Origin of the sequence: Methylobacillus methanolivorans (genome assembly GCF_044751345.1) — a bacterium.
Lineage (GTDB): Bacteria > Pseudomonadota > Gammaproteobacteria > Burkholderiales > Methylophilaceae > Methylobacillus > Methylobacillus methanolivorans.
Window position 1 is genome coordinate 1,591,390 of the sequence record NZ_JBIWXY010000001.1, and the last position, 24,759, is coordinate 1,616,148.

At 53.4% G+C, this 24,759-nt stretch carries 22 protein-coding genes and 1 tRNA gene; 14 read left to right on the plus strand and 9 right to left on the minus strand.

Features of this window, described 5'->3' with window-relative positions:
* Positions 1-4: 4 nt before the first annotated feature.
* A complete protein-coding gene (locus tag ACIKP9_RS07455) occupies positions 5-1,000 on the minus strand; it encodes a trypsin-like serine protease (RefSeq protein ID WP_400881112.1) in 996 nt (331 codons plus the stop codon).
* An 82-nt stretch (positions 1,001-1,082) separates the two neighbouring features.
* The gene (locus tag ACIKP9_RS07460; protein WP_400881114.1) at positions 1,083-1,409 is read right to left on the minus strand and encodes a YnfA family protein; all 327 of its coding nucleotides are present in this window, start codon (positions 1,407-1,409) and stop codon (positions 1,083-1,085) included.
* Between the two features lie 147 nt (positions 1,410-1,556).
* On the opposite strand from ACIKP9_RS07460, the gene ACIKP9_RS07465 reads away from it, so the two are divergent.
* The 3 genes from ACIKP9_RS07465 to ACIKP9_RS07475 are packed head-to-tail and all read left to right on the plus strand — an operon-like array spanning position 1,557 to position 8,349.
* Positions 1,557-4,847: a transglutaminase family protein gene (locus ACIKP9_RS07465; protein WP_400881116.1), complete on the plus strand. Its 3,291-nt coding sequence runs from the start codon at positions 1,557-1,559 to the stop codon at positions 4,845-4,847.
* Positions 4,848-4,887: 40 nt separating this feature from the next.
* Positions 4,888-7,470 (plus strand): circularly permuted type 2 ATP-grasp protein, encoded by a 2,583-nt coding sequence (locus ACIKP9_RS07470; RefSeq protein ID WP_400881898.1) that lies wholly within the window; start codon positions 4,888-4,890, stop codon positions 7,468-7,470.
* Between the two features lie 3 nt (positions 7,471-7,473).
* Positions 7,474-8,349: a transglutaminase family protein gene (locus ACIKP9_RS07475; protein ID WP_400881118.1), complete on the plus strand. Its 876-nt coding sequence runs from the start codon at positions 7,474-7,476 to the stop codon at positions 8,347-8,349.
* A gap of 115 nt (positions 8,350-8,464) precedes the next feature.
* Here ACIKP9_RS07475 and ACIKP9_RS07480 read toward each other — a convergent pair whose 3' ends face one another.
* Positions 8,465-12,280, minus strand: a complete 3,816-nt coding sequence (locus ACIKP9_RS07480) for a DUF3683 domain-containing protein (protein WP_400881120.1) — start codon at positions 12,278-12,280, stop codon at positions 8,465-8,467.
* A gap of 202 nt (positions 12,281-12,482) precedes the next feature.
* Here ACIKP9_RS07480 and ACIKP9_RS07485 point away from each other — a divergent pair, with 202 nt between their 5' ends.
* From ACIKP9_RS07485 to ACIKP9_RS07495, 3 genes are read left to right on the plus strand one after another with little or no spacing between them, the layout of a single operon-like run.
* Complete coding sequence (locus tag ACIKP9_RS07485) at positions 12,483-12,989, plus strand: peroxiredoxin family protein (RefSeq protein WP_400881122.1); 507 nt, start codon at positions 12,483-12,485, stop codon at positions 12,987-12,989.
* Between the two features lies 1 nt (position 12,990).
* Positions 12,991-13,404: a protoporphyrinogen oxidase HemJ gene (gene hemJ / locus ACIKP9_RS07490; RefSeq protein ID WP_230346444.1), complete on the plus strand. Its 414-nt coding sequence runs from the start codon at positions 12,991-12,993 to the stop codon at positions 13,402-13,404.
* Positions 13,405-13,417: 13 nt separating this feature from the next.
* Positions 13,418-14,212, plus strand: coding sequence for a hypothetical protein (locus tag ACIKP9_RS07495; protein ID WP_400881124.1), 795 nt, complete (start codon positions 13,418-13,420; stop codon positions 14,210-14,212).
* A gap of 58 nt (positions 14,213-14,270) precedes the next feature.
* Here the strand turns inward: ACIKP9_RS07495 and ACIKP9_RS07500 are convergent, their stop codons facing one another.
* Positions 14,271-14,765: an SRPBCC family protein gene (locus ACIKP9_RS07500; protein WP_400881126.1), complete on the minus strand. Its 495-nt coding sequence runs from the start codon at positions 14,763-14,765 to the stop codon at positions 14,271-14,273.
* A gap of 253 nt (positions 14,766-15,018) precedes the next feature.
* On the opposite strand from ACIKP9_RS07500, the gene ACIKP9_RS07505 reads away from it, so the two are divergent.
* The 5 genes from ACIKP9_RS07505 to ACIKP9_RS07525 all read left to right on the plus strand — a co-directional run bounded on the left by ACIKP9_RS07505 (position 15,019) and on the right by ACIKP9_RS07525 (position 18,805).
* Positions 15,019-15,591 (plus strand): TetR/AcrR family transcriptional regulator, encoded by a 573-nt coding sequence (locus ACIKP9_RS07505; protein ID WP_400881128.1) that lies wholly within the window; start codon positions 15,019-15,021, stop codon positions 15,589-15,591.
* Positions 15,592-15,710: 119 nt separating this feature from the next.
* The gene (locus ACIKP9_RS07510) at positions 15,711-16,673 is read left to right on the plus strand and encodes a carbohydrate kinase family protein (RefSeq protein WP_400881130.1); all 963 of its coding nucleotides are present in this window, start codon (positions 15,711-15,713) and stop codon (positions 16,671-16,673) included.
* A gap of 10 nt (positions 16,674-16,683) precedes the next feature.
* Positions 16,684-17,136, plus strand: a complete 453-nt coding sequence (locus tag ACIKP9_RS07515; RefSeq protein WP_400881132.1) for an outer membrane lipoprotein — start codon at positions 16,684-16,686, stop codon at positions 17,134-17,136.
* Between the two features lie 141 nt (positions 17,137-17,277).
* Positions 17,278-18,027, plus strand: coding sequence for a GNAT family N-acetyltransferase (locus tag ACIKP9_RS07520; protein WP_230346450.1), 750 nt, complete (start codon positions 17,278-17,280; stop codon positions 18,025-18,027).
* A gap of 19 nt (positions 18,028-18,046) precedes the next feature.
* A complete protein-coding gene (locus ACIKP9_RS07525; RefSeq protein WP_400881135.1) occupies positions 18,047-18,805 on the plus strand; it encodes a lysophospholipid acyltransferase family protein in 759 nt (252 codons plus the stop codon).
* A gap of 9 nt (positions 18,806-18,814) precedes the next feature.
* Here ACIKP9_RS07525 and ACIKP9_RS07530 read toward each other — a convergent pair whose 3' ends face one another.
* Together ACIKP9_RS07530 and ACIKP9_RS07535 are read right to left on the minus strand one after the other, a co-directional pair.
* Complete coding sequence (locus ACIKP9_RS07530; RefSeq protein ID WP_400881137.1) at positions 18,815-19,648, minus strand: symmetrical bis(5'-nucleosyl)-tetraphosphatase; 834 nt, start codon at positions 19,646-19,648, stop codon at positions 18,815-18,817.
* 44 nt (positions 19,649-19,692) lie between these two features.
* Positions 19,693-19,953 (minus strand): hypothetical protein, encoded by a 261-nt coding sequence (locus ACIKP9_RS07535; protein ID WP_400881139.1) that lies wholly within the window; start codon positions 19,951-19,953, stop codon positions 19,693-19,695.
* Positions 19,954-20,079: 126 nt separating this feature from the next.
* Here ACIKP9_RS07535 and ACIKP9_RS07540 point away from each other — a divergent pair.
* The 3 genes from ACIKP9_RS07540 to ACIKP9_RS07550 all read left to right on the plus strand — a co-directional run bounded on the left by ACIKP9_RS07540 (position 20,080) and on the right by ACIKP9_RS07550 (position 21,533).
* A tRNA-Arg gene (locus ACIKP9_RS07540) sits at positions 20,080-20,156 on the plus strand.
* Positions 20,157-20,455: 299 nt separating this feature from the next.
* On the plus strand, positions 20,456-21,001 hold the full coding sequence (locus ACIKP9_RS07545; protein WP_400881141.1) for a DUF262 domain-containing protein: 546 nt from the start codon (positions 20,456-20,458) through the stop codon (positions 20,999-21,001).
* Positions 21,002-21,131: 130 nt separating this feature from the next.
* Positions 21,132-21,533: a hypothetical protein gene (locus ACIKP9_RS07550; RefSeq protein WP_400881143.1), complete on the plus strand. Its 402-nt coding sequence runs from the start codon at positions 21,132-21,134 to the stop codon at positions 21,531-21,533.
* A 259-nt stretch (positions 21,534-21,792) separates the two neighbouring features.
* On the opposite strand, the gene ACIKP9_RS07555 is transcribed toward ACIKP9_RS07550, so the two are convergent.
* The 3 genes from ACIKP9_RS07555 to ACIKP9_RS07565 are packed head-to-tail and all read right to left on the minus strand — an operon-like array spanning position 21,793 to position 24,706.
* Positions 21,793-23,127, minus strand: a complete 1,335-nt coding sequence (locus tag ACIKP9_RS07555) for an FMN-binding glutamate synthase family protein (protein ID WP_400881145.1) — start codon at positions 23,125-23,127, stop codon at positions 21,793-21,795.
* Positions 23,128-23,129: 2 nt separating this feature from the next.
* Positions 23,130-23,822, minus strand: coding sequence for a GltB/FmdC/FwdC-like GXGXG domain-containing protein (locus ACIKP9_RS07560; protein WP_400881147.1), 693 nt, complete (start codon positions 23,820-23,822; stop codon positions 23,130-23,132).
* The gene (locus tag ACIKP9_RS07565) at positions 23,810-24,706 is read right to left on the minus strand and encodes a class II glutamine amidotransferase (protein ID WP_230346459.1); all 897 of its coding nucleotides are present in this window, start codon (positions 24,704-24,706) and stop codon (positions 23,810-23,812) included. The genes ACIKP9_RS07560 and ACIKP9_RS07565 overlap by 13 nt, the downstream gene beginning before the upstream one ends.
* Between the last annotated feature and the right edge of the window lie 53 nt (positions 24,707-24,759).

The window sequence follows — 24,759 nt, forward strand, 5'->3', positions numbered from 1 at the left end:
CCATCTACTGCGTATTGGTGTACTGCCAGTTGCGCCTATAAACGCGAATATCAGCCCCCTTGATGCGCGCAGCGTTGAACAGCTTTCGCGCGCGCATCGAATCCAGCCGGATACCATAAGCCGCATAGACAAAATCTGCCATCGGTGCACTGCTCTGGCGGAAAAAAGGCAACTGCGGCGAACTACCGTAAAAACTCTCGACGAAACTCGTAATCCCCACCACGCCATAGTGTCCCTCAGTCAACGCCTCCAACCAAGGCCCGCCTGAATCACCGAGCGTCGGCATGGGCAAAGCCGGGTCATACGCCCCCTGGTCAGTCAACCTATTCACGGCAACCAAGGTGTCAAGCGCAGAGACCACACTCACCTTACTTTCAAATTGCACTTGGTAACGCGCGTAAAATACCGGGTCCAGGCTGGCATAGGCTGAAGGTAGAAAGGCTGCAAACCCTTCCGTTGCTTGGTGTACCGCCTTGTTGGCACAACGCAAGCTGACTGGCAAGGCATCTGCCGAGCCGTAACCATAGCCGCAAATCAGCAGCACAGATGCAGGCTCATCCAGCAGGACAGGCGCAATCGCGACCTGATCAGGCAAATCCTGATCAAACACCAGCACTGCTAGGTCATCAATCAGGTTGCCACGCACTTTGTCGAATTCGGGAAAGATAGCTTGCTTAAGACGGGCGGCCTGCAATAAAGGAGAGGCCGCATGGGAAATAGACAACATTGGCAAACCGGCCTGCTCATCCAGGCTGACATCCCGCAGGCAGTGTGCTGCAGTCAATAAGGTCATCGGTGTCCGGCCCACTACTACCGCACTACAATCACTATGGCTCACGCGCCATTCTTGGCGATACTCATGCCAAGCACGATGTTCAAACACCAATTGCACAACAGGTGCCGCATTGATAGCACTGCCACTCATCAGTGCCATGGCAGGCGATGCAAGCAACAATAAACCCAGACAACATAATCCAGTCACGCCATATGGTCTGCCCATGATGACCTCCCCGACACGTCAACCTGGATTCAACTTTACTCCTGAATGACCCACCACGGAATGGAACCATCGCTTACCACCCCTAACGTGGGGCAAACATGATGATCGCCATGCCAACTAGCGCCACGCCCACCCCAACAACATCCCAGGTACTGGGCCGGATGCCATCCACGAGCCACAGCCAGCCGAGCGCCACAAAAATATACACCCCACCATAAGCCGCATAAACACGCCCTGCCGCAGTAGGGTGCAAACTCAATAACCAGGCAAAGACCGCCAAACTTACCGCTGCAGGCACCAACAGCCAGGCAGAACCGCCTTTTTTCAACCAGAGATAAGGCAGGTAACAACCAATAATTTCTGCCAAGGCAGTGAGGATAAATAAGGAAAAAGTTTTTAATACCAACATTGAAGGCACCTGCTATTTATTACATGTATGTGATGATGGAAAAATCCATGCATGGGATTGTAGATCATATAGGCCACATCCAAATCAAGCTGGTATTGATTGTGCTAGAGTTAATTCATCCAAGTTTGTATTGAAGGCTCTCTCCTTATGGCGATTCGTGTCGCGCTGCATCACAAGACGAGTTACAAGTTTGATCGCCCGGTTAATGTTTCCCCGCATGAAGTCAGGCTGAAACCCGCGGCCCACGCACGTACGCCGATTTTGTCCTACTCGCTTTCGGTAACGCCGGAGAAACACTTCATCAATTGGCAGCAAGACCCTTACGGCAATTACATTGCGCGCCATGTGTTCCCCGAAAAGGTGCGCGAGTTGGCGTTTACGGTCGATCTTGTGGCGGATATGACGGTGATCAATCCCTTCGACTTTTTTGTGGAGAAATATGCCGAGCAGTTTCCGTTTCGTTATACCGAGCAACTGGAACATGAGCTCAGCCCCTACCTCAAGGCTGAACCGGCATGTACGCAGTTGCTGGATTGGATAGCGTCAGCAAAACAAGCTTTGCTGAGCCAGGAGATGAACACTACACATTTTCTGGTGGCGTTGAATCAGCGCTTGCAGGCGGATATTGGCTATACCGTGCGCATGGAGCCTGGTGTACAGTCAGTGGAAGAGACTTTAACCAAGCGCACTGGTTCCTGCCGTGACAGTGCCTGGCTGCTGGTGCAGATACTGCGCCAGCTTGGGCTTGCCGCGCGTTTTGTCTCGGGTTACCTGATCCAGCTCACGCCTGATATCAAGGCGCTGGATGGCCCAAGTGGCACAGACGTTGATTTCACCGACCTGCACGCCTGGGCGGAGATTTATATCCCTGGTGCTGGCTGGATAGGCCTGGACCCAACCTCGGGTCTATTGGCAGGTGAGGGGCATATTCCACTCGCTTGTACTGCCATGCCCTCCTCTGCTGCACCTGTCACAGGCTTTACCGATGTATGCGAGGTGGAGTTCGTGCATGAGATGAAGGTCACCCGCATTCATGAAGATCCTCGTGTAACCAAGCCTTACAGCGAGGAAGACTGGCAAAAAATAGATGCCCTCGGTCATCTGGTGGATGCAGACCTGGAGCGGCATGACGTGCGCCTGACCCAGGGTGGCGAGCCGACGTTTGTTTCGGTGGATGACATGGAGGGTGCGGAGTGGAATACGCAGGCGCTAGGCGACAAGAAACGTGAACTGGCAGGCAAGCTTGCCTCTCGACTCAAGGGCAAGCTTGCCGAAGGCGGCCTGCTGCATTACGGGCAAGGTAAATGGTATCCAGGAGAGCCGCTACCACGCTGGGCGCTGAATATTTTCTGGCGCCTGGATGGCAAGCCAATCTGGCAGGACGCCACGCTGTTTTCTGATGAACATCAACCAGAGCGTTATTCAACCGCAGAGGCAACGACATTTAGCCATGCGCTGGTCAAGCATCTGGGCTTGCCAACAGCATGTGTCATTCCAGCCTATGAAGATGTCATGCAGCAGCTCTTGCTAGAGCAAAGCCTGCCGGACAATATCGACCCGCTCAACGCCAGCCTGAAAGATAGTGCAGAGCGTCGCAAGCTCGCCAAGCTACTGGAAACCGGGCTGGGCGAAACCGTGGGCTATGTTATTCCGCTGAAACCAGAACCGCTTAAACCATCCACCACGCAATGGATCACCAGCAAATGGCCGTTGCGTCGCGAGCATTTATACCTGCTGGCGGGCGACTCTCCCATGGGTTTACGCCTCCCCCTGGCCTCGCTACCGTGGGTATTGCCTGAGGAGATGGAAGCGGAGTTTCCCATTGACCCCTTTGCCGAGACAGGCAAATTAGCCGATCACGCCACATCGACCAAGCCAGGCAAAACACGGCTGGAAAATCCCGCAGCAAGGGAGGTGATTCACACCGCGCTCTGCGTGCAAGTGCGCAATGGCAGACTACATGTCTTCATGCCGCCGGTGACACGGCTAGAGGATTATCTGGCACTGGTCAGCGCAGTCGAGGCAACAGCTGCCGAGCTTAATTTAAAGCTGTGGCTGGAGGGCTATGCCCCTCCCAGAGATGCACGCATCAGCATGCTGAGTGTCACGCCAGACCCTGGCGTGATTGAAGTAAACATTCACCCGGCTAACTCCTGGAAAGAACTCAGCCACACCATCACCACGCTATATGAAGAAGCGCGCCAGACGCGGCTGGGCACGGAGAAATTCATGCTCGATGGCCGTCATACCGGCACTGGTGGTGGCAACCATGTCACGCTGGGCGGTGCAACACCTGCCGATAGCCCCATGCTGCGACGCCCGGATGTATTGAAAAGCCTGATTACTTATTGGCAAAACCATCCTGCGCTTTCTTACCTCTTTGCTGGCACCTTTATTGGCCCCACCAGCCAATCGCCGCGTGTGGATGAAGCGCGAGATGACAACCTCTATGAGCTTGCGATTGCCTTCCAGCAGATGGAAAAAGTGCTGCCGGAAGCCAAGGAAAGCGACCGCCCCTGGCTGGTAGACCGGCTGTTACGCAACTTGCTGGTAGACCTCACGGGCAATACACATCGAGCAGAATTCTCTATCGACAAGCTCTATTCGCCCGATGGCCCGACTGGCCGCTTGGGCATTGTAGAGTTCCGTGCATTCGAAATGCCGCCCCATGCGCGCATGAGCTTGTTGCAGGCCTTGCTGCTACGCGCTCTGGTTGCACGCTTCTGGAAAACACCTTACACCGGCAAACTGGTGCATTGGGGCACCGAGCTGCATGATCGCTGGATGCTGCCGCACTTCATCGCTCAGGATATTGCTGATGTGGTGCAAGACCTACGCCACGCGGGCTATGCCTTTGAACGCCACTGGTTTGACCCGTTCATCGAGTTCCGCTTCCCGCGCTACGGCACCGTGGCATATGAAGGGGTAGAGCTGGAACTGCGTCAAGCCATCGAACCTTGGCATGTGTTAGGTGAGGAAATGAGCGGCGGCGGTACTGCACGCTATGTCGATTCCTCTGTAGAGCGTATGCAGTTACGTGTGCGCGGCCTGACGGAATCACGTCATATTGTCACCTGCAATGGCCGCCCTTTGCCACTACAGCCTACCGGGCAAGCGGGAGAATATGTTGCCGGTGTGCGTTTTCGCGCATGGGATCCATGGTCTGCATTACACCCGACGATCAAGCCGCATGCGCCCTTGGTATTCGACTTGGTAGACACCTGGAGCGGACGCGCCATTGGTGGCTGCACTTATCATGTCTCGCACCCTGGCGGCCGTAATTACGCCACCTTCCCGGTCAATGCGCTGGAGGCAGAGGCACGCCGATTTGCACGTTTCTGGGATCATGGTCATACCCCTGGCGACATGGAGCTGCGCGAAGAGTCACGCAACCCTAGCTTCCCGTTTACCCTAGACCTGCGATGGCAAGATGGTTAATATCAACCAACCCTCCCCGGTATCCGATAACGCGCCTACCATGTTGCCTCCACTCTTGCAGACATATCCATCGCAGCAACAGCGCCACGATGAGCTGATGCAGCCAACGGGTACGCCCAGGCCGCACTGGCAAGCGCTGATCGAGACATTGGAAGCACTCTCACCGGAACAAGTACACCAACGTGTAGAAGCCATCGCCCACCAGGTGCGTGAAAATGGCGTGACCTATAACGTCTATGCGGATACTAAGGGGCTGCAACGCCCATGGGGACTAGATATTCTGCCGTTCATCCTGCCGCAAGAGGAGTGGCAGGCCATCGAATCGGCCGTCACCCAGCGCGCGACGCTGATGAACGCCATTCTCAATGACATCTACGGCCCGCAGCAACTCATGCGCGATGGCCTGCTACCACCAGCCTTGGTGCATGGGCACGCTGGCTTCCTGCGCCCCTGCCATGGCATCCGTCTACCTGACGATTACGCCCTGCATTTATATGCCGTTGACATGGCACGCTCACCCGATGGGCAATGGTGGGTGGTGGGCGACCGCACCCAGGCTCCATCTGGAGCTGGGTATGCACTGGAAAACCGCATGATCATTTCCAGCGCATTTCCTGAGCTATTCCGTGATCTCAATGTGCAGCGGCTTGGTGGCTTCTTCTCCAGCATGCGCGAGAGCCTGGCCTATTGGGGCCGCCAGGTCGCCGCAACCCAAAGCAGCAACTACCCGCAAGTCAGCCCGCTAGGCGAAGGCGAACATCCGTTAATCGTCCTGCTCACGCCAGGCCCATATAACGAGACCTATCACGAGCAATCATATCTGGCAGGCTATTTGGGTTTCCCCCTGGTGCAGGGCAGCGATCTGACGGTGCGCCACGGTATCGTCTGGATGAAAACGCTATCTGGCCTGCGGCCTGTCCATGCCATTCTCAGGCGCCTGGATGATGACTTCTGCGACCCGTTGGAGCTTAACCCGGACTCCTTGCTGGGCATCCCCGGCCTCACGGATGCGGCGCGACGCGGCAATGTGCTGATTGCCAATAGCCTGGGCTCTAACCTGCTACAAACCGGTGCCCTGCTTGGCTTCCTGCCTAACCTTTGCCAGCATTTGCTTGGGCAGCCGCTGCTGATGCCTTCGGTAGCAACCTGGTGGTGCGGCGAACCAGCCGCGCTGGAAACCGTGATCGCCAATATGGATAAACTGGTGATCAAGCCTGCGTTTCCACAAATTCATGAAGTGCCCATCTTCGGCGAAGACCTGTCTCCCGATCAACGCATCGAGTTGACACAAAAGCTGCGCAACAATCCGCAACACTATGTTGCGCAGGAACAAGTGGAAATCTCGCAGGCACCAGTATGGAATGACCAGCAACCGGCCCTCAATGCCTTGGCAATCGGCCTGCGCGTGTATGCCTGCGCTACGCCGCAAGGCTATGTAGTGATGCCAGGTGGGCTCACTCGCGTCGGCAGCACACAAGATGAACGCGTGCTCAGCATGCAGCGCGGCGGCACCAGCAAGGATACGTGGATCATCTCGCCTGGGCACAACGATTATCGCAGCCTGCTACGCAAGCCCACCTCCAGCCGTGACCTCATCCATAGCAATGTGCACTTGTCGAGCCGAATGGTGGAGAACCTATTCTGGTTTGGCCGCTACAGCGTGCGCAATCATCACTACACCCGGCTATTGCGTACCGCCATCCACCGCCTGCTGGAGTTTTCCAGCGATCACCGCAGCGCTGAGTGGCCAACCATCCAGGCCTTGTGCACATGGTATGGCCTGATGGCGCTAGAAAAGACTGCAGATACTCAGGAGGCGCTCCCAAGCACCCTGGATGATGAATCCATCGAGGCATTGTTGATCGCCGGGATTTTCTCGACAACCCAGGGGCAACCCAGCCTAGCGAACCACATGCAGCAATTCTTCACGCTGGCATTTAATTTACGCGAGCGCCTTTCTGGCGATAACTGGCGCAGCATCAACCAAATGGTCAAGCGTTTCAACGGCACACCCTTGCAAAGCCCCACGCTGGCAGATGCCATATTGCTGCTTGATGAAACGTCAACCTCCTTAGTTACCCTGGCTGGGTTTTCACTGGATGGTATGACGCGTGATCTGGGCTGGCGCTTCCTTTCCATCGGGCGACGCATTGAGCGCCTGCAATTGCTCTGCACCCTGCTGCGCAACGCCTTGCTCATGCCACCGGAAAGCAACCTGGAATGGCTGCTGGAGCTATGCGACAGCATCGTGACCTATCGCTCGCGTTATGTGGCACAAGCCGAGTGGCTACCCGCACTGGATTTGCTGCTGCTGGATGAAAACAACCCCAACTCCATGACCTTCCAGCTCAAGGGCCTGATCAAATATCTGTCGCAGATTTCCGCCAACTATGGTGGCCGAGGCGAAGGCCCTTTTATTGAGCAGTTGGCGAAATTGCGTGCCCTTGATCCTGACACACAGCTTGCACCAGGCAACCCTGAGCTGCTCGCCTGGTTAAATGACACCTTCAACACCAGTGTTATCTTGTCAGATGCCTTAAGCCACCGCTTTTTCAGCTACTCCGGCACATGGCAGGAGCAGTTACAAAACAACAATGCTCAGCAGGCTCCCCTGCATTTCTAATCTATGCGCTTTCAGGTTTCCCACATCACCCACTACGAGTATGACTTCAACGTCACCCTGTCGCAGCAGTTCCTGCATCTGACGCCGCGCAGTTTCACGTTTCAGCAATGCCAATCACATGCCTTGGTGATAGAGCCAGTGCCAGATGAGCGGCAGCAGAACCAGGATTATTTCGGCAATATCACCGATTATTTCGCTATCCAGACACCACACCAGACACTGACTGTCAGTTCATTTACCGAGGTGCAACTACTTCCCAGGCCAACACTGGAGATCATGCAACATAGCCGCACCTGGGAATCGGTACGGGATGAATTGAAGCTGGAATATGTCAAGAATGCTGATGCGCACGCCTACCTTTTCCCCTCGCCCCATATTGCATGCAGCGATGCCTTGGCTGACTACGCCAGGCAAAGCTTCACGCCTGGTCAGCAACTGATTCCAGCCGCATTCGCCCTGACCCAACGCATCTTCAACGAGTTTGAATTCGACCCCAACGCAACGGATGTCGGTACGCCCTTATCGCAAGTGCTAGCTAACAAGCGCGGCGTCTGCCAGGACTTTGCCCACTTCATGATAGGCTGCCTGCGCAGCATCGGCCTTGCTTGCCGTTATGTCAGTGGCTACATCCTGACCAAGCCGCCGGAAGGCCAGCCCAAACTCATAGGCTCAGATGCTTCCCACGCCTGGGTGTCTTTATATAGCCCGGTTTACGGCTGGGTGGATTTTGACCCTACCAATAACTGCCTGGTGCAGCATGAACATATCACCGTCGCCTGGGGACGTGATTTCAGCGATGTTTCGCCTATGCGTGGCGTAGTACTGGGTGGAGGTGCACATTCACTGGATGTCAGCGTGACGGTAGAACCTAAACTGTAACACTCTATGTGAAACGTCTATTGAGTTAACAGTCGAGCCACTTCACTCAATAAAAAAGCCAGCGATGCTGGCTTTTTTATTGCATGGCAGAGCGATCAGTAACACCGCATCACTTTTAGAGCAGCACCTTCTCTATGCCACCATTGTTGGCCTTCTGCACATAATCCTGCATCCAGTTTGCACCCAGCACATGCTTGGCCATTTCCACTACGATGTAATCAGCGTCAATGCCCGTGTCTTCACCGTAACGTGCCAAGCCTTGCAAACACGATGGGCAAGAAGTGAGGATTTTCACATCCTGTTCGGGAGCACCTGGGGTTAAGCCCAGTTTGGCCATGCCTTTTTCCAGCTCTTCCTGCTTGCGCATCTTGACCTGGGTTGCAATATCGGGACGCGCGACAGCAAAAGTGCCGGATTCCCCGCAACAACGGTCATTCAACGCGACATCGTTCTCCCCCACCAACGCCTGCGTCACCTTCATCGGCGCATAAGTCTTCATCGGGCTGTGGCAAGGGTCATGGTACATATAGCGAGTACCAGTCACGCCCTCAATCTTGAAGTTTTTCTCCATCAGGTACTCGTGGATATCCAGCAACCTGGCACCAGGGAAGATGCGTTCAAACTCGTATTTCTGCAATTGATCCATACAAGTGCCGCAGGACACAATCACGGTCTTGATATCGAGATAGTTCAAGGTGTTTGCCACACGGTGGAACTGCACACGGTTATCCGCGGTGATTTGCTGGCCTTTATCGTGATTACCGCTAGAGGTTTGCGGATAACCGCAGCACAGGTAGCCGGGCGGCAAGACGGTGATAGCGCCAGCCTCATACAACATGGCCTGCGTCGCCAAACCTACCGTCGAGAACAAACGCTCAGAGCCACATCCCGGGAAGTAGAACACCGCGTCTGAATCTTCGTGCGTTTTTTGTGGGTTGCGGATCACCGGCACAATCGTGTCATCTTCAATCCCCAGCAAAGCACGCGATGTCTTGGTTGGCATCGCCTTGGGCATCGGTCGATTGAGGAAGTGGATCACCTGCGCCTTGATTTCTGGCTTGCCCAATGTAGGCGGCGGGCTCTTCTTGGTGCCATTCAGCAACCCCAACTTCTTGAATACCGCATGCCCCAGACGTTGCGCCTTATAACCAAAGCCAACCATGGCAGTACGCATGGCTCGTATCGTGGCAGGGTCCTTGATATTGAGGAAAGTCATGGCTGCGGTGGTGCCAGGGTTAAAGTGCTTCTTGCCCTGCTCACGCAGGAAATTGCGCATGGCAATCGACACATCGCCAAAATCAATATCCACCGGGCAAGGCTTTTCGCAACGATGGCAGACGGTGCAGTGATCGGCTACATCATTGAACTCATCAAAGTGCTTGAGCGAAATACCGCGACGCGTCTGCTCTTCATAGAGGAAAGCCTCGATAAGGAGCGAAGTACCGAGAATCTTGTTGCGCGGACTATAAAGCAGATTGGCACGTGGCACGTGTGTGGTACACACGGGCTTGCACTTGCCGCAACGTAGGCAATCACTGATGGAATCAGCAATACCACCAATCGCGGATTGCTCCATGATAATGGACTCTTGCTCCAGCAGGCCAAAAGACGGCGTATAGGCTGAATGCAGGCCAGAGCCAGCCATCAGCTTGCCCTTGTTGAAGCGGCCCTCAGGGTCTACCTGCTGCTTATAGGCAGCAAATTTGGAGACGGTTTTCTCGTCCAGAAACTCCATCTTGGTGATACCGATACCATGCTCGCCCGAGATCACCCCTCCCAGGCCTGTGGCCAGCTTCATGATACGCGCAACGGCTTCATGTGCCGTCTGCATCATTTCATAATCATCAGAGTTGACCGGGATATTGGTATGCACATTACCATCGCCAGCATGCATGTGCAGGGCGACAAAGACACGGCCTTTCAACACCTGCTTGTGGATTTCATCGCACTTTTCCAGGATGCGGCGATATTCACGCCCCGTGAAAATACGGTGCAACTCTTTCTTGACATCGTGCTTCCAGGAGATACGCACCTGGTGCTCCTGCACCGCACGGAAGATATTCTCCACGGCAAGATCACTATACTCCGGCCCAAGCAGCGACAATGCACCATCCAGGTTTTCCAGCGTGTTCTTCCAGTGCTGGCGTGTGGCAGTAAACAAATCAATTGCCATCTGGCGCTTGGTGACCAGCATGTCAGGGTCAGCCTGGGTTTCATCATCTTCATACAAGGGCAGCTCGCCTTGCATGAAGCTTTCCAGGCTATCCAGCAGCTTCAGTTTATTGCGGATGGAAAGCTCGATATTGATACGCTCGATACCATCGGAATAATCGCCCAGGCGTGGCAATGGGATCACCACATCCTCATTGATCTTGAAGGCATTGGTATGTTTGGCGATCGCGGCAGTCCGCGCCCGATCCAGCCAGAATTTCTTGCGCGCCTCACTGGAAACAGCAATAAAACCCTCACCACCGCGCGCATTGGCCAAACGCACCACTTGTGAAGCCGCCTCACCTACACCGGTTTCATCATCGCTGGCGATATCGGCGATCAAGACCATCTTGGGGCGCTCGCTACGATTCGCCTTGGTGGCATAACCTACGGCACGCAGGTAACGCTCATCCAGATGCTCCAAACCCGCCAAAATGGTGTTGGGATGCGCATCCAGGTAATCCTTGACCTCAACAATCGAGGGCACAGCCAAGGCCACGTGACCAAAAAACTCCAGGCACACGGTACGCACATGCTTGGGCATGCGATGCAAAATGAAGGTGGCAGAGGTGATTAGGCCATCACAACCTTCCTTCTGAATACCTGGCAAGCCGGAGAGGAATTTATCTGTCACATCCTTGCCCAGGCCTACAGTACGGAAACTAGGGCCCGGAATCTCCAACAGCCGCGGCTCGCCAATGAGAGTCTTCCCATCTTCCTCATAGCGCGTGATGCGGAAACGCGCCATGTCGATATCATGGATCTTGCCCTGATTATGCTCAAGGCGCTCCACAAACAGCCACTCGGCATCCGGGGTCACCATGCGCCATGAGGCGAGATTATCCAATGCGGTTCCCCATAGCACGGCCTTCTTGCCGCCCGCGTTCATCGCCACATTACCGCCTATGCAGGAGGCATCGGCGGAGGTTGGATCGACAGCAAACTCCAAGCCAGCACTCGTTGCTGCCTCCATCACGCGACGGGTGACTACACCTGCGCCACAATGAATTACCGGCACTTTCTCACTGACGCCAGGCAAGTCAACGTAATTAACCGCTGAATAATGATCCAGCTTTTCGGTATTGATCACCGCAGATAGCTTGGTCAAAGGCACGGCACCACCGGTGTACCCGGTACCACCTCCACGCGGGATAATCGTCAGGCCCAGTTCGATACATACACGCACCAAGGCGGCGATTTCGTCTTCGGTATCAGGATTAATGACGACAAATGGATATTCAACACGCCAGTCTGTCGCATCCGTGACGTGAGATACGCGTGACAACCCATCAAAACGAATATTGTCCTTGCGGGTATAACGAGAAAGCTTGGCAAGTGCTTGCTTGCGCAGGGTTTCAGTCTGGCGGAAATCCTGCTCGAACTCATTCACCGCCTTACGGGCAGCAACCACCAGCTTGAGTACCTTTTGATTGCCAGCGCTACGCTCGTCAATCGCCTTGATGCGATGGTTAAGCGCATCAATCAATGCATTGCGACGCTTCTTGTTCTGGAGCAAGTCGTCCTGCAAATAGGGGTTTCTTGACACCACCCACAGGTCGCCCAGCACTTCAAACAGCATGCGTGCAGAGCGGCCTGTCTTGCGCTCCTCCCGCAGCTCATTGAGCACATCCCAGATTTCCTCGCCGAGGAACCTGATGACAATTTCACGATCGGAAAACGAAGTGTAGTTATACGGGATTTCGCGTAAGCGGGCAGTCATGCTTTTAGGTGCGGAGTAAAAGGCTAATTGTATCATGCCCATACTTTGAAAACTGAGCGCAAATGCAGTGCTGGCGCGGCTTTCAAGAGAATGAGAATTGTTAACAAGATTAAAAAAGCATACGCACCCCAGATGACAAAGCACTCAAAAAGCACCACAATGACATCATAGATTCACACGATGCTGGATTGACGACTCTCCCATGCCACAAAAACTGCGCAAAATCCTGATCCCACTGGTGATTATCGGTTTGCTTGCTTTTCTCGGGTTTTCCCTCACGCAAAAGCCACAAGCCCCTGCAATCAACTTTGTTACCCTGGAAGGTAAAACCATCCCTTTGTCATCACTGCATGGCAAGATGGTCTTGGTCAACTTCTGGGCAACGGATTGCCCAGGCTGCATTGCCGAAATGCCCGGTCTGATCCAGACTTACAATGCATACAAGGACAAAGGGTTTGAGGTCGTCGCGGTTGCCATGTCCTATGACGGCATTCAACAGGTGATCAACTACTCCAAAAACAACGCCCTGCCTTTCCCTGTCAGCCATGATAGCAGCGGCAATGCGGCACAACAATTCAACGATGTCCGCGTCACCCCCACATCATTCATTATTGATAAGCAAGGTAGGATCATCCAGAAGCTGATCGGCGAACTGGACTTCGGCTCCCTGCGCAAACTACTGGATCAACAATTAGGAACGGCAAGCTGATATGTTGTGGATCAAGGCATGGCACATCATCTTCATGGTGACCTGGTTTGCGGGGCTGTTCTACTTGCCCCGCCTGTTCGTCTACCACGCGCAGACAGAAGACAAAGTCGGCAGTGATCGCTTCAAGATCATGGAGCGTAAGCTGTTCTTTGGCATCATGACTCCTGGCGCAGTGCTGACCATCTTGTTTGGCCTCTGGTTATGGCACGGCTATGGGTTCTCTGGCGGCTGGCTTCACGCCAAGCTCACGCTGGTTGCATTGCTGATCGCCTACCATCTCTATTGCGGTAAGTTGCTGTTTGATTTCAAGCATGACCGCAACCGCCACGGCCATGTGTTCTACCGCTGGTTGAATGAGTTACCTGTATTGGCCTTGATCGCGGTCATCATATTGGTGGTCGTCAAACCTTTCTAGCCAGGATATGCCTATGTTCAATCAAAACCCCTCATGGTTGATGCAATCCCTTAAGGCAAGTAAAGATACGCCGCAGTTGCGCTTACTCAAGGTTTTCGACCTGTCGCTAGCCCCTGCTCACTCTTTGCAAGAGTTACAACAAGAACTCATACAACAAAAAAGCAGCCTGACGCGCTATTTAAGCAAACAAGCCAAGGCCAGCGGCGCTCAGCTACCCGATGTGCTCGCCCAGCAAATCATCATCATGCTGGAAAACGCCTTGCAGGCAGAACTACAACACCCTGCCAGCCAAGCACTACGCCATGCGCGTATCGCCACTGATGCCCTGATTCATGCGCAATGCGATGGAAGTTGGCGCAAGTTGCGCGACTTCAGCATGAGCGCCAGTTTCGTCAGCTTGATCGCAATCAGCCTTTTCATGTCGTGGTATATCCTGCGGGATACAGCACCGCTCCATAAATCCCCATCCAGCCATCAACTATGGAACTTGGTTGCGCATGAACCGGCCATCAGCCACCAGCAGGTGACCGAGTTTTACAATACGGTGAAAAGCATGCGCCAAGGCACCTGCCACTTCCCGCAAGCATTAATGCTCAGTGAATCAGAACGCGGCGTGTTCCTCAACGTGATCGTGGCAGGCAACCTTTCTGCTCAAGCTGAGGAAATGGCCTTGGCAACGCAATTACTTAAAAAAGTAAGCTGCGAGTACAAACCACTCACCATGCTCTCGGAGTCAGAACAAGCCTTTATCAAGGCGCAATTAACCGTACCTGCCGTCACCAACAAGAAACCTATCCAGCGCTCTTGATCACTTCGGGCAATAAAAAAGCCGGTCACCCGGCTTTTTTATATTCCAGCAGAACAACTCAATGCAAGCTGGATTTCAACTGACCAAGGCCAGACTGAAACACGCCAGTGATTGTATCCACAGCGGCTTTGTCATCGCCAGGTGCCTTGCGCTTAAATTGACTAGTCCACAAGACTCGACTGCCACTGCCTTCTGGCTTCACTGAAAGTGTCGCACTGTACTCACTCACAGGTAACACGCTCTCCGTGATTTTGTACGACAAGGTCATCTTCTTGGCATCACGCACCGTCAGCGTTTCATGAATCTTGCCCCCATCCTTCAGCGTCAGCACACGTTGAGCCCCCGGCTTATCGTCAGCACCACTCACGATTTCCGTCGAAGCCAATGCCGGATGCCAGCTCATATCACCAAAATGTCCTATCTTGGCCCATACCACCTCGGCTGGCGCATCCAGCAGAATGGACTCTTTAACGGACAAAGATTTATCTGCCGCAAAGGCAGCAGGAGCCACCACCATTAACCCACCCAACATCCAAGATAAAAGTTCGCGCATACATACCTTCCTGTAAATAGTTGACTCGTTTATTCCTACAGATGCAGCGCCTGCCAATTTACACTTTTTTATACTTTTGTAACAGTTTGTTTACACTTAAACCAAGCAGGATCGAGAAGCAGGACTTATACTCGGACATCAAATAAATTGTGCGGATCATGCGTTGGTTATCCACCTATTCCGGCACAAACATGTATATACTGATTAGTATATAAACATTGTGTAATCTCAGGCATCCAAAAAGGATCACAACATGTCCGTGCTACGGGAAAAAATACTCCATGTCGCGTCTGACCTTTTCCAGACGCGCGGCATCAACTCCACGGGGGTCGATACCATTGTGGCAGTCGCCGGCACCACCAAGATGACCCTATACAAGTATTTCCGCAGCAAGGAAGACCTGATCCTGGAAGTACTGCAAAAAGGCCACTCCGACTTCACTGACTGGCTCAGCCAGAACCTCAGTAAGAACACAAAAAAACCTTCCGAGCGCTTGCAAAAGCTATTCGATTTTATTGAGGAATGGGTCACCGCTCCCGATTTTCGCGGCATGGCGTTCCTCAAGGCTTCAGCGGAATTCCCCAATGAGGAAAACCCCGTACACCGCCTTTCAGCAGAGCAATCGCGCCAGTTCCGCCAGTTCCTGGTAGAGCTTGCTGCCGATGCAGGCGCACGCGATCCGGATAGCCTGGCCTTGCAACTTTCCATCCTGATCGAGGGAGCCATACAGGCAGAGCAGATCAAGCGTGGTTCAGGCGCTGTTAAATATGCGAAGAAGGCAGCCAAAATCCTGATTGAGAACTCATTGGAGAAACAGGCAGCTTAAACGCAGCCTGCTCACCCCACTCAATACCCAGCCCGCAAGCCTGCGGGCTTTTTCATGCTTGCAGTCAGCCTGCAGGCCTTGGATAATGCGGTTTTACATACAATAGCAATAGGTTAGACATGCGGACATTGATTTGCGGCTCCATGGCATTTGACACCATCATGGTTTTTGGCGACCAGTTCAAGAACCATATCCTGCCAGACAAAATCCACATGCTGAATATCTGCTTCTTCGTGCCGGAAATGCGTCGTGAATTTGGCGGCACTGCAGGCAACATTGCTTACAACCTCAAACTCCTGCAAGGTGAGCCTGTCATTATGGCAACCGTGGGGGATGACTTTGCGGGCTATACCCGCTGGCTCGAACAGCATCAGCTGGACACCAACCACATCAAGACCATCCCTGGCACGTTCACTGCACAGGCTTTTATCACAACCGATCAGGACGATAACCAGATCACCGCATTCCACCCAGGTGCAATGAGTGAATGTCACCAAAACAGTGTGCACGATGCACAGGATATTGGCCTGGCAATCATTGCACCTGATGGGCGTGATGGCATGTTCCTGCACGCCAAGGAGTGCCACGATAAAGGCATCCCCTTCATGTTCGATCCTGGGCAGGGTTTGCCCATGTTCAATGGCGAGGAGTTGCTGCATTTCATTGAGCTTGCTACCTATGTCGCCGTCAATGACTATGAAGCGCAACTATTACAGGAAAAAACAGGTCTTACGCTCGAACAGGTGGCAGAAAAAGTCAAAGCACTGATTGTTACGGAAGGTGCTCAAGGCTCAACGATTTATGCCGATGGAAAACAATACAAGATTCCATGCGCAAGAGCCGAGCAAGTGGTCGACCCAACAGGCTGTGGCGATGCTTACCGTGCTGGGTTGCTCTATGGCATTTCGCAGGGCTGGGATTGGGATGTAAGTGGTCGCTTGGCGTCGGTGATGGGGGCAATCAAGATTGCCAGCCGCGGAGCACAAAACCACAAGATCAGCCGCGAGGAAATACAGGATTTTTACAGGCAGGTGCTAGTGGACGAAACCCTGTCGCAATATGTTGAAGGACAAACTGCTTAAGGAGCAAAACATGCGTATGACGTCATTATTGGTAGCAGCCGGTATTCTACTCACCCTGAGTGGCTGCATGAGCTCGAACTCTGGCGATGTATATAGCCGAGATGAAGCACGTAAAACCCAGACTGTACGCCTGGGCGTGGTGGAAAGTGTACGTAATGTAAAACTGGAAGGCACAAAAACTCCGATCGGCGGTGGTGCAGGTGCCGTAGTCGGTGGCATCGCAGGCAGCTCAGTCGGTGGTGGCAAGGGCCAAGCCATTGCCACTGTCTTAGGCGCGCTTGTGGGCGGGCTTGCAGGTGCTGCAGCGGAAGAAGGCATTACACGCAAAGATGGCCTGGAAATTACGGTAAAACTTGAAAGTGGAAACTTGATTGCTGTGGTGCAAGAGGCCGACGTGCAATTCAACCCCGGAGATAAGGTTCGATTGGTAGAGAGCGGCGGTGTTACCCGCGTCACCCATTAAGTATCTATCTCACATCATCTCTATTGATTTCAACAATGCCGGGCATGCCCGGCATTGTCATAAAAGCTTCACCCCGTTTTAACCCTTCCGTCATTCAGCACTTTTAGAGTGTGGGCTATCTTAATAGTCAGGATTAGCCCTATGCTTGACCGGCAGCCTTCCCTAGGCACCAAGAACGGTGCCAGCCAGTTATACGTCAGCCTCGCTCGTAATGCCTCTGAAATTGCCGAGGCCCAACGCCTTCGTTACAAAGTATTTGCAGAGGAAATGGGGGCCAATGTCGCTGGTACCGAAGGACTGGACCAAGATGGTTTTGATGCTTTTTGCGACCACTTGCTGGTACGCAATCACGAAACAGGTGAGGTGGTCGGCACCTACCGCATCCTGAGCCCTGCCATGGCGAATGAAGCTGGCGGTTATTACTCTGCCGGGGAATTCGACCTCTCACGTCTGCGCCACCTCGCACCCAGCATGGTAGAAGTTGGCCGTGCTTGCGTGCACAAAGACTACCGCATGGGCGGCACCATCACCCTGCTGTGGGCTGGCCTTGCCAATTATATGAAGGTACACCGTTACGAGTACATGATTGGTTGCGGCAGCATCGGCATGGCAGACGGTGGTCACATGGCAGCTAGCTTGTATCACCAATTACAGCAAGATCACCTATCGCCAGTGGAATATCGCGTTTTCCCGAATTGCCCGTTGCCACTGGAAGCACTGCGCAATGACTTGGAAGTCACTTGCCCGCCGCTCATCAAGGGCTACTTGCGACTGGGCGCCTATATTTGCGGCGCACCGGCCTGGGACCCTGACTTCAACACAGCGGATATGCTGGTTATGCTACCATTGTCGCGACTCAACAAACGCTATGCAGCTCACTTTTTCAAATAAGCTGCCAACCAGTACCTGCTTGCCTGAAAAAAAGACGTCCCTGCCCACGCAGCTATTCCGCCTCACGCGCCTCGCGCTGCACACGCTTTACGGCGTTGTCGTTGCGGCAACGATTCTGCCTGGCGTCAGCGGCATCAAACGCGAAAGCATCATACGTCGCTGGAGCCAGCAGTTCCTGGATATCCTCAATCTCAAGGTGATTGCCAAGGGTCATATCCCCAACGCGGATGTGCATGGCACGATGTTTGTTGCCAACCACATTTCCTGGCTGGATATCCACGCACTCAACAGCATTCGCCCGGTACGCTTCATTGCTAAATCGGATATCCGCGCCTGGCCAGTCATCGGCTGGTTAGTAGCACAAGCGAACACCTTGTTTATTGACCGCGAAAAAAGACAAGATGCCAGCCGTATGGTGAACACCGTGGCAGAGAGCATCCTCGCGGGAGACTGCCTATGCTATTTCCCTGAGGGGACAACAACGGATGGCACTGAGCTGAGGCCATTCAAGGGCAGCCTCATGCAAGCCACTATTGATACCGATACCAGCATTCGCCCATTCTCCGTGCGATACCCCAACCCTGATGGCAGCATCAATACCGCCATGGCTTATCATGGAGAAACCACCCTGTGGCAATCATTACGCATGGTACTGTCACAAAAGCAGGCGGTGGTGGAGTTGGATTTTGCTGCCCCGATTGAAAGTGCAGGACATGAAAGGCGCGGGCTATGCCTGATGGCCAGGCAAGCGATTGCCGCTAGGTTAAACCTGGATTAGTGCCAACGATCAACTGCCCTTGATGGCTCGTGGGCCGTCGGCAGGGTGGCATGGCACTTGAAACGTTTTGCGGTCCTCCAGCCTGAGCGCTGTCAACTGACCGCCCCACAGACATCCCGTATCCAAGGCATAAAGATTGTCACGCTGCTGCAAACCCAGCGCAGACCAATGTCCGAAAATCACGGTAGAGTCCGCCGACTGCCTCGCAGGCACATCAAACCACGGCATGGTGTCGGCGGGCATATCCACCAGCTCACCCTTGAAATGAAAATCCATCTCGCCGTCCCGCTTGCATACTCTCAAGCGTGTCATCGCATTAGTAATCATGCGTAGACGATCCATCCCTTGCAAGCCGTCATCCCAGCGCAATGGATAATTGCCGTACATGTGTGCGAGAAAGCTATGGTAGCCATCTCCACGCAAAGCAGCCTCAACCTCTTGCCCTAGTTCCAGTGCCTGCCCAGCCTCCCATTGCGGCAACAAACCAGCATGCACCATCACCAACTCACCATCAGCATGTATCATCGGGCGCAAACGCAGCCAATCCAGCAACTCTGCTCGGTCGGGAGCATCAAAAATAGGCTGTACAGTATCGCTACGATGGGCGCGTACAAAGCCCTCAGCGACAGCTAATGTGTGCAAATCATGGTTGCCTAGCACCATCACCAGGCTAGATTCATTTGCCTTGGCCCAACGCAGGGTTTCCAACGAACCAGAACCACGGTTAATCAGATCACCCACGAGCCAGAGCTGATCTTTGGAAGCGTCAAACTGGATCAGGTCCAGCAGGGAGAGAAAGGAGTGATAGCAGCCCTGGATATCACCTATCGCATATGTGGCCATGAGCTGCTATTGAAGTGAAAAATACTTGAAGAACAATACAACGATTACTCGCTCTTTTCATCATCTGCCGCTGGCGCAGCTGGTGCCTCATCATCAGCATCATCTTCACTATCAGCAGACTTGGCAGCCGCAGCAGCTTCAGGCTTTTGCTCCACAACAGGATCATCAACCAAGCCAGACTGGATACCAAAAAACAAACGCGCCACGAGGAACAGCACCAACAATGGCGCAAACAAAGTGCCCAGTGTTGCCAGGATGAATTGCTTCTTCGTTGTTTTCGGGAAATCGTATTCGTGCGCGCTCATACCAACCAAACCTATCTTTAAAACAGGGAAAATGCCAAGGATTATACTCAATAAGCCCCGTCCGGGAAAAGGTTATACAAGGACAAGCATGTATTCATTTGCTATAATCCGCCTCCTAATCAAAATGCGCCCGTAGCTCAGTTGGATAGAGTGTTGGTTTCCGAAGCCAAAGGTCACAGGTTCGACTCCTGTCGGGCGCACCAACACCCATAAGGTTTTGATTTCATAAAAACCTAGCCTCTCGGAATGCTATCCACTTCCAGTGGTTATCTTGTTGGATACTTTCCAGCGACGTTCCTAAGCAGAGTCAAAGTAATAATATCTCTCCCCCTCTTTGGCAGAGCAGCGCCAACATGTTCTAAGTGCATTCGCATTCTGTCGGTGAATGACACAAACGCCTGTAGATGGATGATTCACACCGTTGAACTATTACCCATCTGGCCTATCTTAATTTTTGAATACCCTTTCACCCAACCTCTACACAATAAAAAGGAGATTGATCATGGCTGATGTGCCACATCAACAATCCCCGTTATTGCCAGATCGGCTATTGCACGGCACGCCACATCATCACCCTATCGAGCATATTTTTGGGATTGCACCACAGCTTCCTTGCCTGGAAAGCGAGAAAACCTTGGTACATTTTGTTTTGCCTCCCTGGAGCAAGGAGACTGACTGGGACAAGGATAGGCAGGCACGTTTTATTGAGAATATTTTTCTTGGCGTACCGATTGGTTATTACGTGATTCATGCTCCGCAATGGCGCACCAGTGGCGTCAAGCCGATGTCAGGGTGGTTATTGGATGGCACCAACAGGATCACCGCCATACGTGACTTTGTGGCAAACAAGGTCAGTATCTTCAATGGTGTTTTTCATGATGATTTGGATGAATTAACGCGTGAGCGCAGGTTCTACCACCAGCCATTCCCTTGCTTTGAGTTGCCTTACACCAATGACTTGCAGCAGTTAAGATCAATATACGAGCACCTTAACTACGGCAAAATGGAGCATCATCCCAGGGCACATAGCCATCTTCTAGTGAAATAGCCTGATCTACCTTGAATGCGTTTGCGCTGTGCATCATGTCGCGCATTCACTGTAGATTGAAAATTGAAGTGAGTATTGAAGCTGTGGCAGAATCGGGAGTAAACAACATAATCAATAAGAAAAACCAGCCATGCCATCAGAGTTATCAGACGAAACTATTAGCTTAGCCAAAGAAAGGGCTAATTATGCGGGCTTTGTGCCTGTACACCAGAATAATGACTGCATCAGGATCGCCTATGCATGGCTGGATGCCCAAACCAAGACCGCCAATCTGCGAGAAGTCCCGGTCAGCCAGCGCGGCCTGATTCGCTCTTGGGGAGGTGCGTTAGTCATGTACGCTGACATTATCGTGGCAGCTGAGCTACACCCCGAGATTCACGGCACTTATCCCAATCTCAATCTTTCCAAAGAGTTGACTTTGCCTGACCAGGCTAGGCTTGCCCGTATTGTCGGCGCGAATGTTCATCCAGGGTTGCAGCAATTCGAGCCCTCTCGCTTTTACACTCACCACGAAAACCTGGCACAACCATAAAAAAAGAGTCATACACCCACTGGGTGATGACTCTTTGAAAAAGCTCCATGATTGCATGAGGAGCAGGCATCGCTCATAAAAAGCTGATGCCATTGTGCCTGAAGCCTCATTGATCGCACCATTCTCCTGAAGGGCTACTCCATTGGGAGTAGAACAACACCTTCGCGGCCAATCAGACCGGCTGATAAAAAATGCCAGGCCATCACAGGGAGTGATGAAGCCTGGCGAGGGACCACGTCAGTACAACACAAGGGGGAAACTAGAACTGGGAGACTCCAGGAATCCAGCTAGTACCTGCCAATGGCACCTTGGCCATGGCAGAAGCCTCCAGCGTCAGCGCCACTAGATCTTCCGGCTCCAGGTTGTGCAGGTGCGATTTTCCGCATGCGCGTGCAATGACTTGCGCTTCCATCGTCATCACGGAAAGGTAATTCGCCAATCTGCGGCCTGCCTTGACCGGATCAACACGCTTCATCAGCTCAGGGTCCTGCGTAGTGATACCAGCCGGGTCCTTGCCTTCGTGCCAATCGTCATAAGCGCCAGCAGTGGTGCCTAGCTTGTTGTATTCCTCTTCCAGGTGCGGATCGTTATCACCGAGCGCGATCAGTGCCGCCGTGCCGATGGCTACAGCATCTGCACCCAGTGCCAGGGCTTTCGCCACATCAGCACCGTTGCGGATACCACCTGAGACGATCAGCTGCACTTTGCGATGCATACCTAGATCCTGCAAAGCCTGCACCGCCGGGCGGATGGCTGCGAGGATGGGGATACCCACGTGCTCGATGAATACTTCCTGCGTAGCCGCAGTACCGCCCTGCATGCCATCCAGCACCACAACATCGGCACCGGCCTTCACCGCCAAAGCCACGTCGAAGTAAGGACGAGTTGCGCCAACCTTCACGTAGATAGGCTTTTCCCAATCGGTGATTTCACGGATTTCAGCGATCTTGATTTCCAGGTCATCCGGGCCTGTCCAATCAGGGTGACGACAAGCGGAACGCTGGTCCACGCCTTTAGGCAGGCAGCGCATCTTGGCAACACGATCACTGATCTTCTGGCCCAGCAACATGCCACCGCCACCTGGTTTCGCACCTTGGCCAATCACCACTTCGATGGCATCGGCCTTGCGCAGGTCGTCCGGGTTCATGCCATAACGTGACGGCAGGTATTGATACACCAGAATGGAGGATTGACCACGCTCTTCTGGCGTCATGCCGCCATCGCCCGTCGTTGTGCTGGTACCTACAGCGCTTGCACCACGGCCCAGGGCCTCCTTGGCGGGGCCGGACAAGGCACCGAAGCTCATGCCAGCGATGGTCACTGGCGTCTTGAGGTGGATAGGCTTCTTGGCAAAACGGTTGCCGAGAATGACATCTGTACCACATTTCTCGCGATAGCCTTCCAACGGATAACGGCTGATGGAAGCACCGAGAAACAGCAAGTCATCAAAGTGCGGTAGCTTGCGCTTGGTGCCAGCACCACGGATGTCATAAATGCCGGTAGCTGAGGCACGGCGGATTTCCGAGATGGTGTTCTTGTCAAAGGTCGCAGAAAAACGCGGTTCAGTTTGCGGGATTTTTGGCGTATCGCTCATGATTAGTAGTCTCCTGCGTTATCTACGTGGAAGTTGTACAGCTTGCGGGCGGAGCCCAGCAGCGTGAAACTGTCAGGGTCAACATCGGCATGACCGGATTCTTTCAACAGGTCAACCAATATCTGGCGCGCCTCGGCATCCATGGTTTTCACTTCGCAATCAGAACCTAGGCTCTGGATAGTGCCGCGTACGAAAATACGGGCCTCGTAGAGCGAATCACCGAGCGCTTCGCCAGCATCGCCCAAAATCACCAAATTACCGGCTTGTGCCATGAAAGCAGAGAAGCTACCCACTGAGCCACCCACTACGATATTGACACCCTTCATGGAGATGCCGCAGCGCAAGCCTGCATCGCCATCAATGATCAAGAGGCCGCCATTGGCAGTCGCCCCAGCAGCGTTAGAGGCAAAGCCCTTCACATGCACGCGGCCAGACATCATGTTCTCAGCCACACCAGTACCAGCACTGCCCTCAATCACCACATTAGCAAATTGGTTCATGCCTGCTGCGTAATAACCCGCATGGCCTTCAATCACCACATTCACGTCGGCCTTGAGGCCAACCGCGATATTGTGGGTGCCGCCCGGGTTGGTGATAGTGACTGTCTTGCCATCCAGCTCGGTTGCATCGCTATGCAGATACTGGTTTACCTCGCGTAGCGCGGTTTTTTCCAGGTCAAATGTTAAAGTTTCCATACGTACATCTCCTTTGGTGCAGGCTCGAATACCTTGGCATTCTTGATATCAGGCAAGTGAGCCAAAGAACGGAACTCGGAAGCAATCGCCACATAGTCATCATGCTCAGCTACGATCGCTGGCTTACAAGCAAACGGGTCGCGCACCAGCGCCAGTTGGTCTTTGGTACCCATCAGCAGGGTGTAGAAACCATCCAGCTCGTCAAAACCATGTTCCAGCGCTGTCTTGAGGTCATCGCCCTCGCGCATGCGCCATTGCAGGAAGCGGCAAGCAGCTTCGGTGTCATTGTCGGTCTCGAAGGAGATGCCTTCGTGCTCCAGCTTGCGGCGAATGCTATGCGCATTGGAAAGGGAGCCGTTGTGCACCAGGCACCAGTCTTCACCTGCAGTGAACGGGTGAGCGTGCGATGGGGTAATCGCAGACTCTGTCGCCATACGGGTGTGGCCAACCAGGTGGCTGCCGGACAACTTGGAGAAGTCATAGCGGCTGGCAACCTGGGCTGGTGTGCCGGTGTCCTTGTAGATGTCCATCAATTGACCAACAGACAACAAATGCACCTGGGGGTAATGCTCCTTGAGCCAAGCCTTGAGTGTGTCTGGGCTAATACCCGTGGTCACCACAGCGTGGTTCACCTTCACTTCCACCTTGGCATCAGCCTTCAGTCCGTTGTTGAGGTCTACACTGAGTTTGGCCCAGTCAAACTCAGGCGCAGCGCAATAGAGGCTGAACTTGCGCTCGCTGCTCCCTACCGGGGCGCCAAAAATCGCTAGGCCAGCGGAATCCGGGCCGCGCTCTGTCATGCCGATCAGCATGGGCAGCATCAACTCACCGATATTGGCCCGCATTTTCTGGTTCTTCACCAGTAATCCCACGATTCCACACATGTTGTTTCTCCTTACAAAAATCCAGAATTCAGCATCTGGTTACAATGCACATT

Excerpts from the sequence above, each read along its gene's own strand:
- ACIKP9_RS07530 (WP_400881137.1), bottom strand. The coding sequence starts at position 19,648 with ATGGCCACATATGCGATAGGTGATATCCAGGGCTGCTATCACTCCTTT.
- ACIKP9_RS07515 (WP_400881132.1), top strand. The coding sequence starts at position 16,684 with ATGCGTATGACGTCATTATTGGTAGCAGCCGGTATTCTACTCACCCTG.
- ACIKP9_RS07510 (WP_400881130.1), top strand. The coding sequence starts at position 15,711 with ATGCGGACATTGATTTGCGGCTCCATGGCATTTGACACCATCATGGTT.
- ACIKP9_RS07535 (WP_400881139.1), bottom strand. The coding sequence starts at position 19,953 with ATGAGCGCGCACGAATACGATTTCCCGAAAACAACGAAGAAGCAATTC.
- ACIKP9_RS07550 (WP_400881143.1), top strand. The coding sequence starts at position 21,132 with ATGCCATCAGAGTTATCAGACGAAACTATTAGCTTAGCCAAAGAAAGG.
- ACIKP9_RS07520 (WP_230346450.1), top strand. The coding sequence starts at position 17,278 with ATGCTTGACCGGCAGCCTTCCCTAGGCACCAAGAACGGTGCCAGCCAG.
- ACIKP9_RS07465 (WP_400881116.1), top strand. The coding sequence starts at position 1,557 with ATGGCGATTCGTGTCGCGCTGCATCACAAGACGAGTTACAAGTTTGAT.
- ACIKP9_RS07475 (WP_400881118.1), top strand. The coding sequence starts at position 7,474 with ATGCGCTTTCAGGTTTCCCACATCACCCACTACGAGTATGACTTCAAC.
- ACIKP9_RS07545 (WP_400881141.1), top strand. The coding sequence starts at position 20,456 with ATGGCTGATGTGCCACATCAACAATCCCCGTTATTGCCAGATCGGCTA.
- ACIKP9_RS07455 (WP_400881112.1), bottom strand. The coding sequence starts at position 1,000 with ATGGGCAGACCATATGGCGTGACTGGATTATGTTGTCTGGGTTTATTG.
- ACIKP9_RS07470 (WP_400881898.1), top strand. The coding sequence starts at position 4,888 with ATGTTGCCTCCACTCTTGCAGACATATCCATCGCAGCAACAGCGCCAC.
- ACIKP9_RS07495 (WP_400881124.1), top strand. The coding sequence starts at position 13,418 with ATGTTCAATCAAAACCCCTCATGGTTGATGCAATCCCTTAAGGCAAGT.
- ACIKP9_RS07560 (WP_400881147.1), bottom strand. The coding sequence starts at position 23,822 with ATGGAAACTTTAACATTTGACCTGGAAAAAACCGCGCTACGCGAGGTA.
- ACIKP9_RS07555 (WP_400881145.1), bottom strand. The coding sequence starts at position 23,127 with ATGAGCGATACGCCAAAAATCCCGCAAACTGAACCGCGTTTTTCTGCG.
- ACIKP9_RS07505 (WP_400881128.1), top strand. The coding sequence starts at position 15,019 with ATGTCCGTGCTACGGGAAAAAATACTCCATGTCGCGTCTGACCTTTTC.
- ACIKP9_RS07500 (WP_400881126.1), bottom strand. The coding sequence starts at position 14,765 with ATGCGCGAACTTTTATCTTGGATGTTGGGTGGGTTAATGGTGGTGGCT.
- ACIKP9_RS07485 (WP_400881122.1), top strand. The coding sequence starts at position 12,483 with ATGCCACAAAAACTGCGCAAAATCCTGATCCCACTGGTGATTATCGGT.
- ACIKP9_RS07480 (WP_400881120.1), bottom strand. The coding sequence starts at position 12,280 with ATGACTGCCCGCTTACGCGAAATCCCGTATAACTACACTTCGTTTTCC.
- ACIKP9_RS07460 (WP_400881114.1), bottom strand. The coding sequence starts at position 1,409 with ATGTTGGTATTAAAAACTTTTTCCTTATTTATCCTCACTGCCTTGGCA.
- hemJ (WP_230346444.1), top strand. The coding sequence starts at position 12,991 with ATGTTGTGGATCAAGGCATGGCACATCATCTTCATGGTGACCTGGTTT.
- ACIKP9_RS07565 (WP_230346459.1), bottom strand. The coding sequence starts at position 24,706 with ATGTGTGGAATCGTGGGATTACTGGTGAAGAACCAGAAAATGCGGGCC.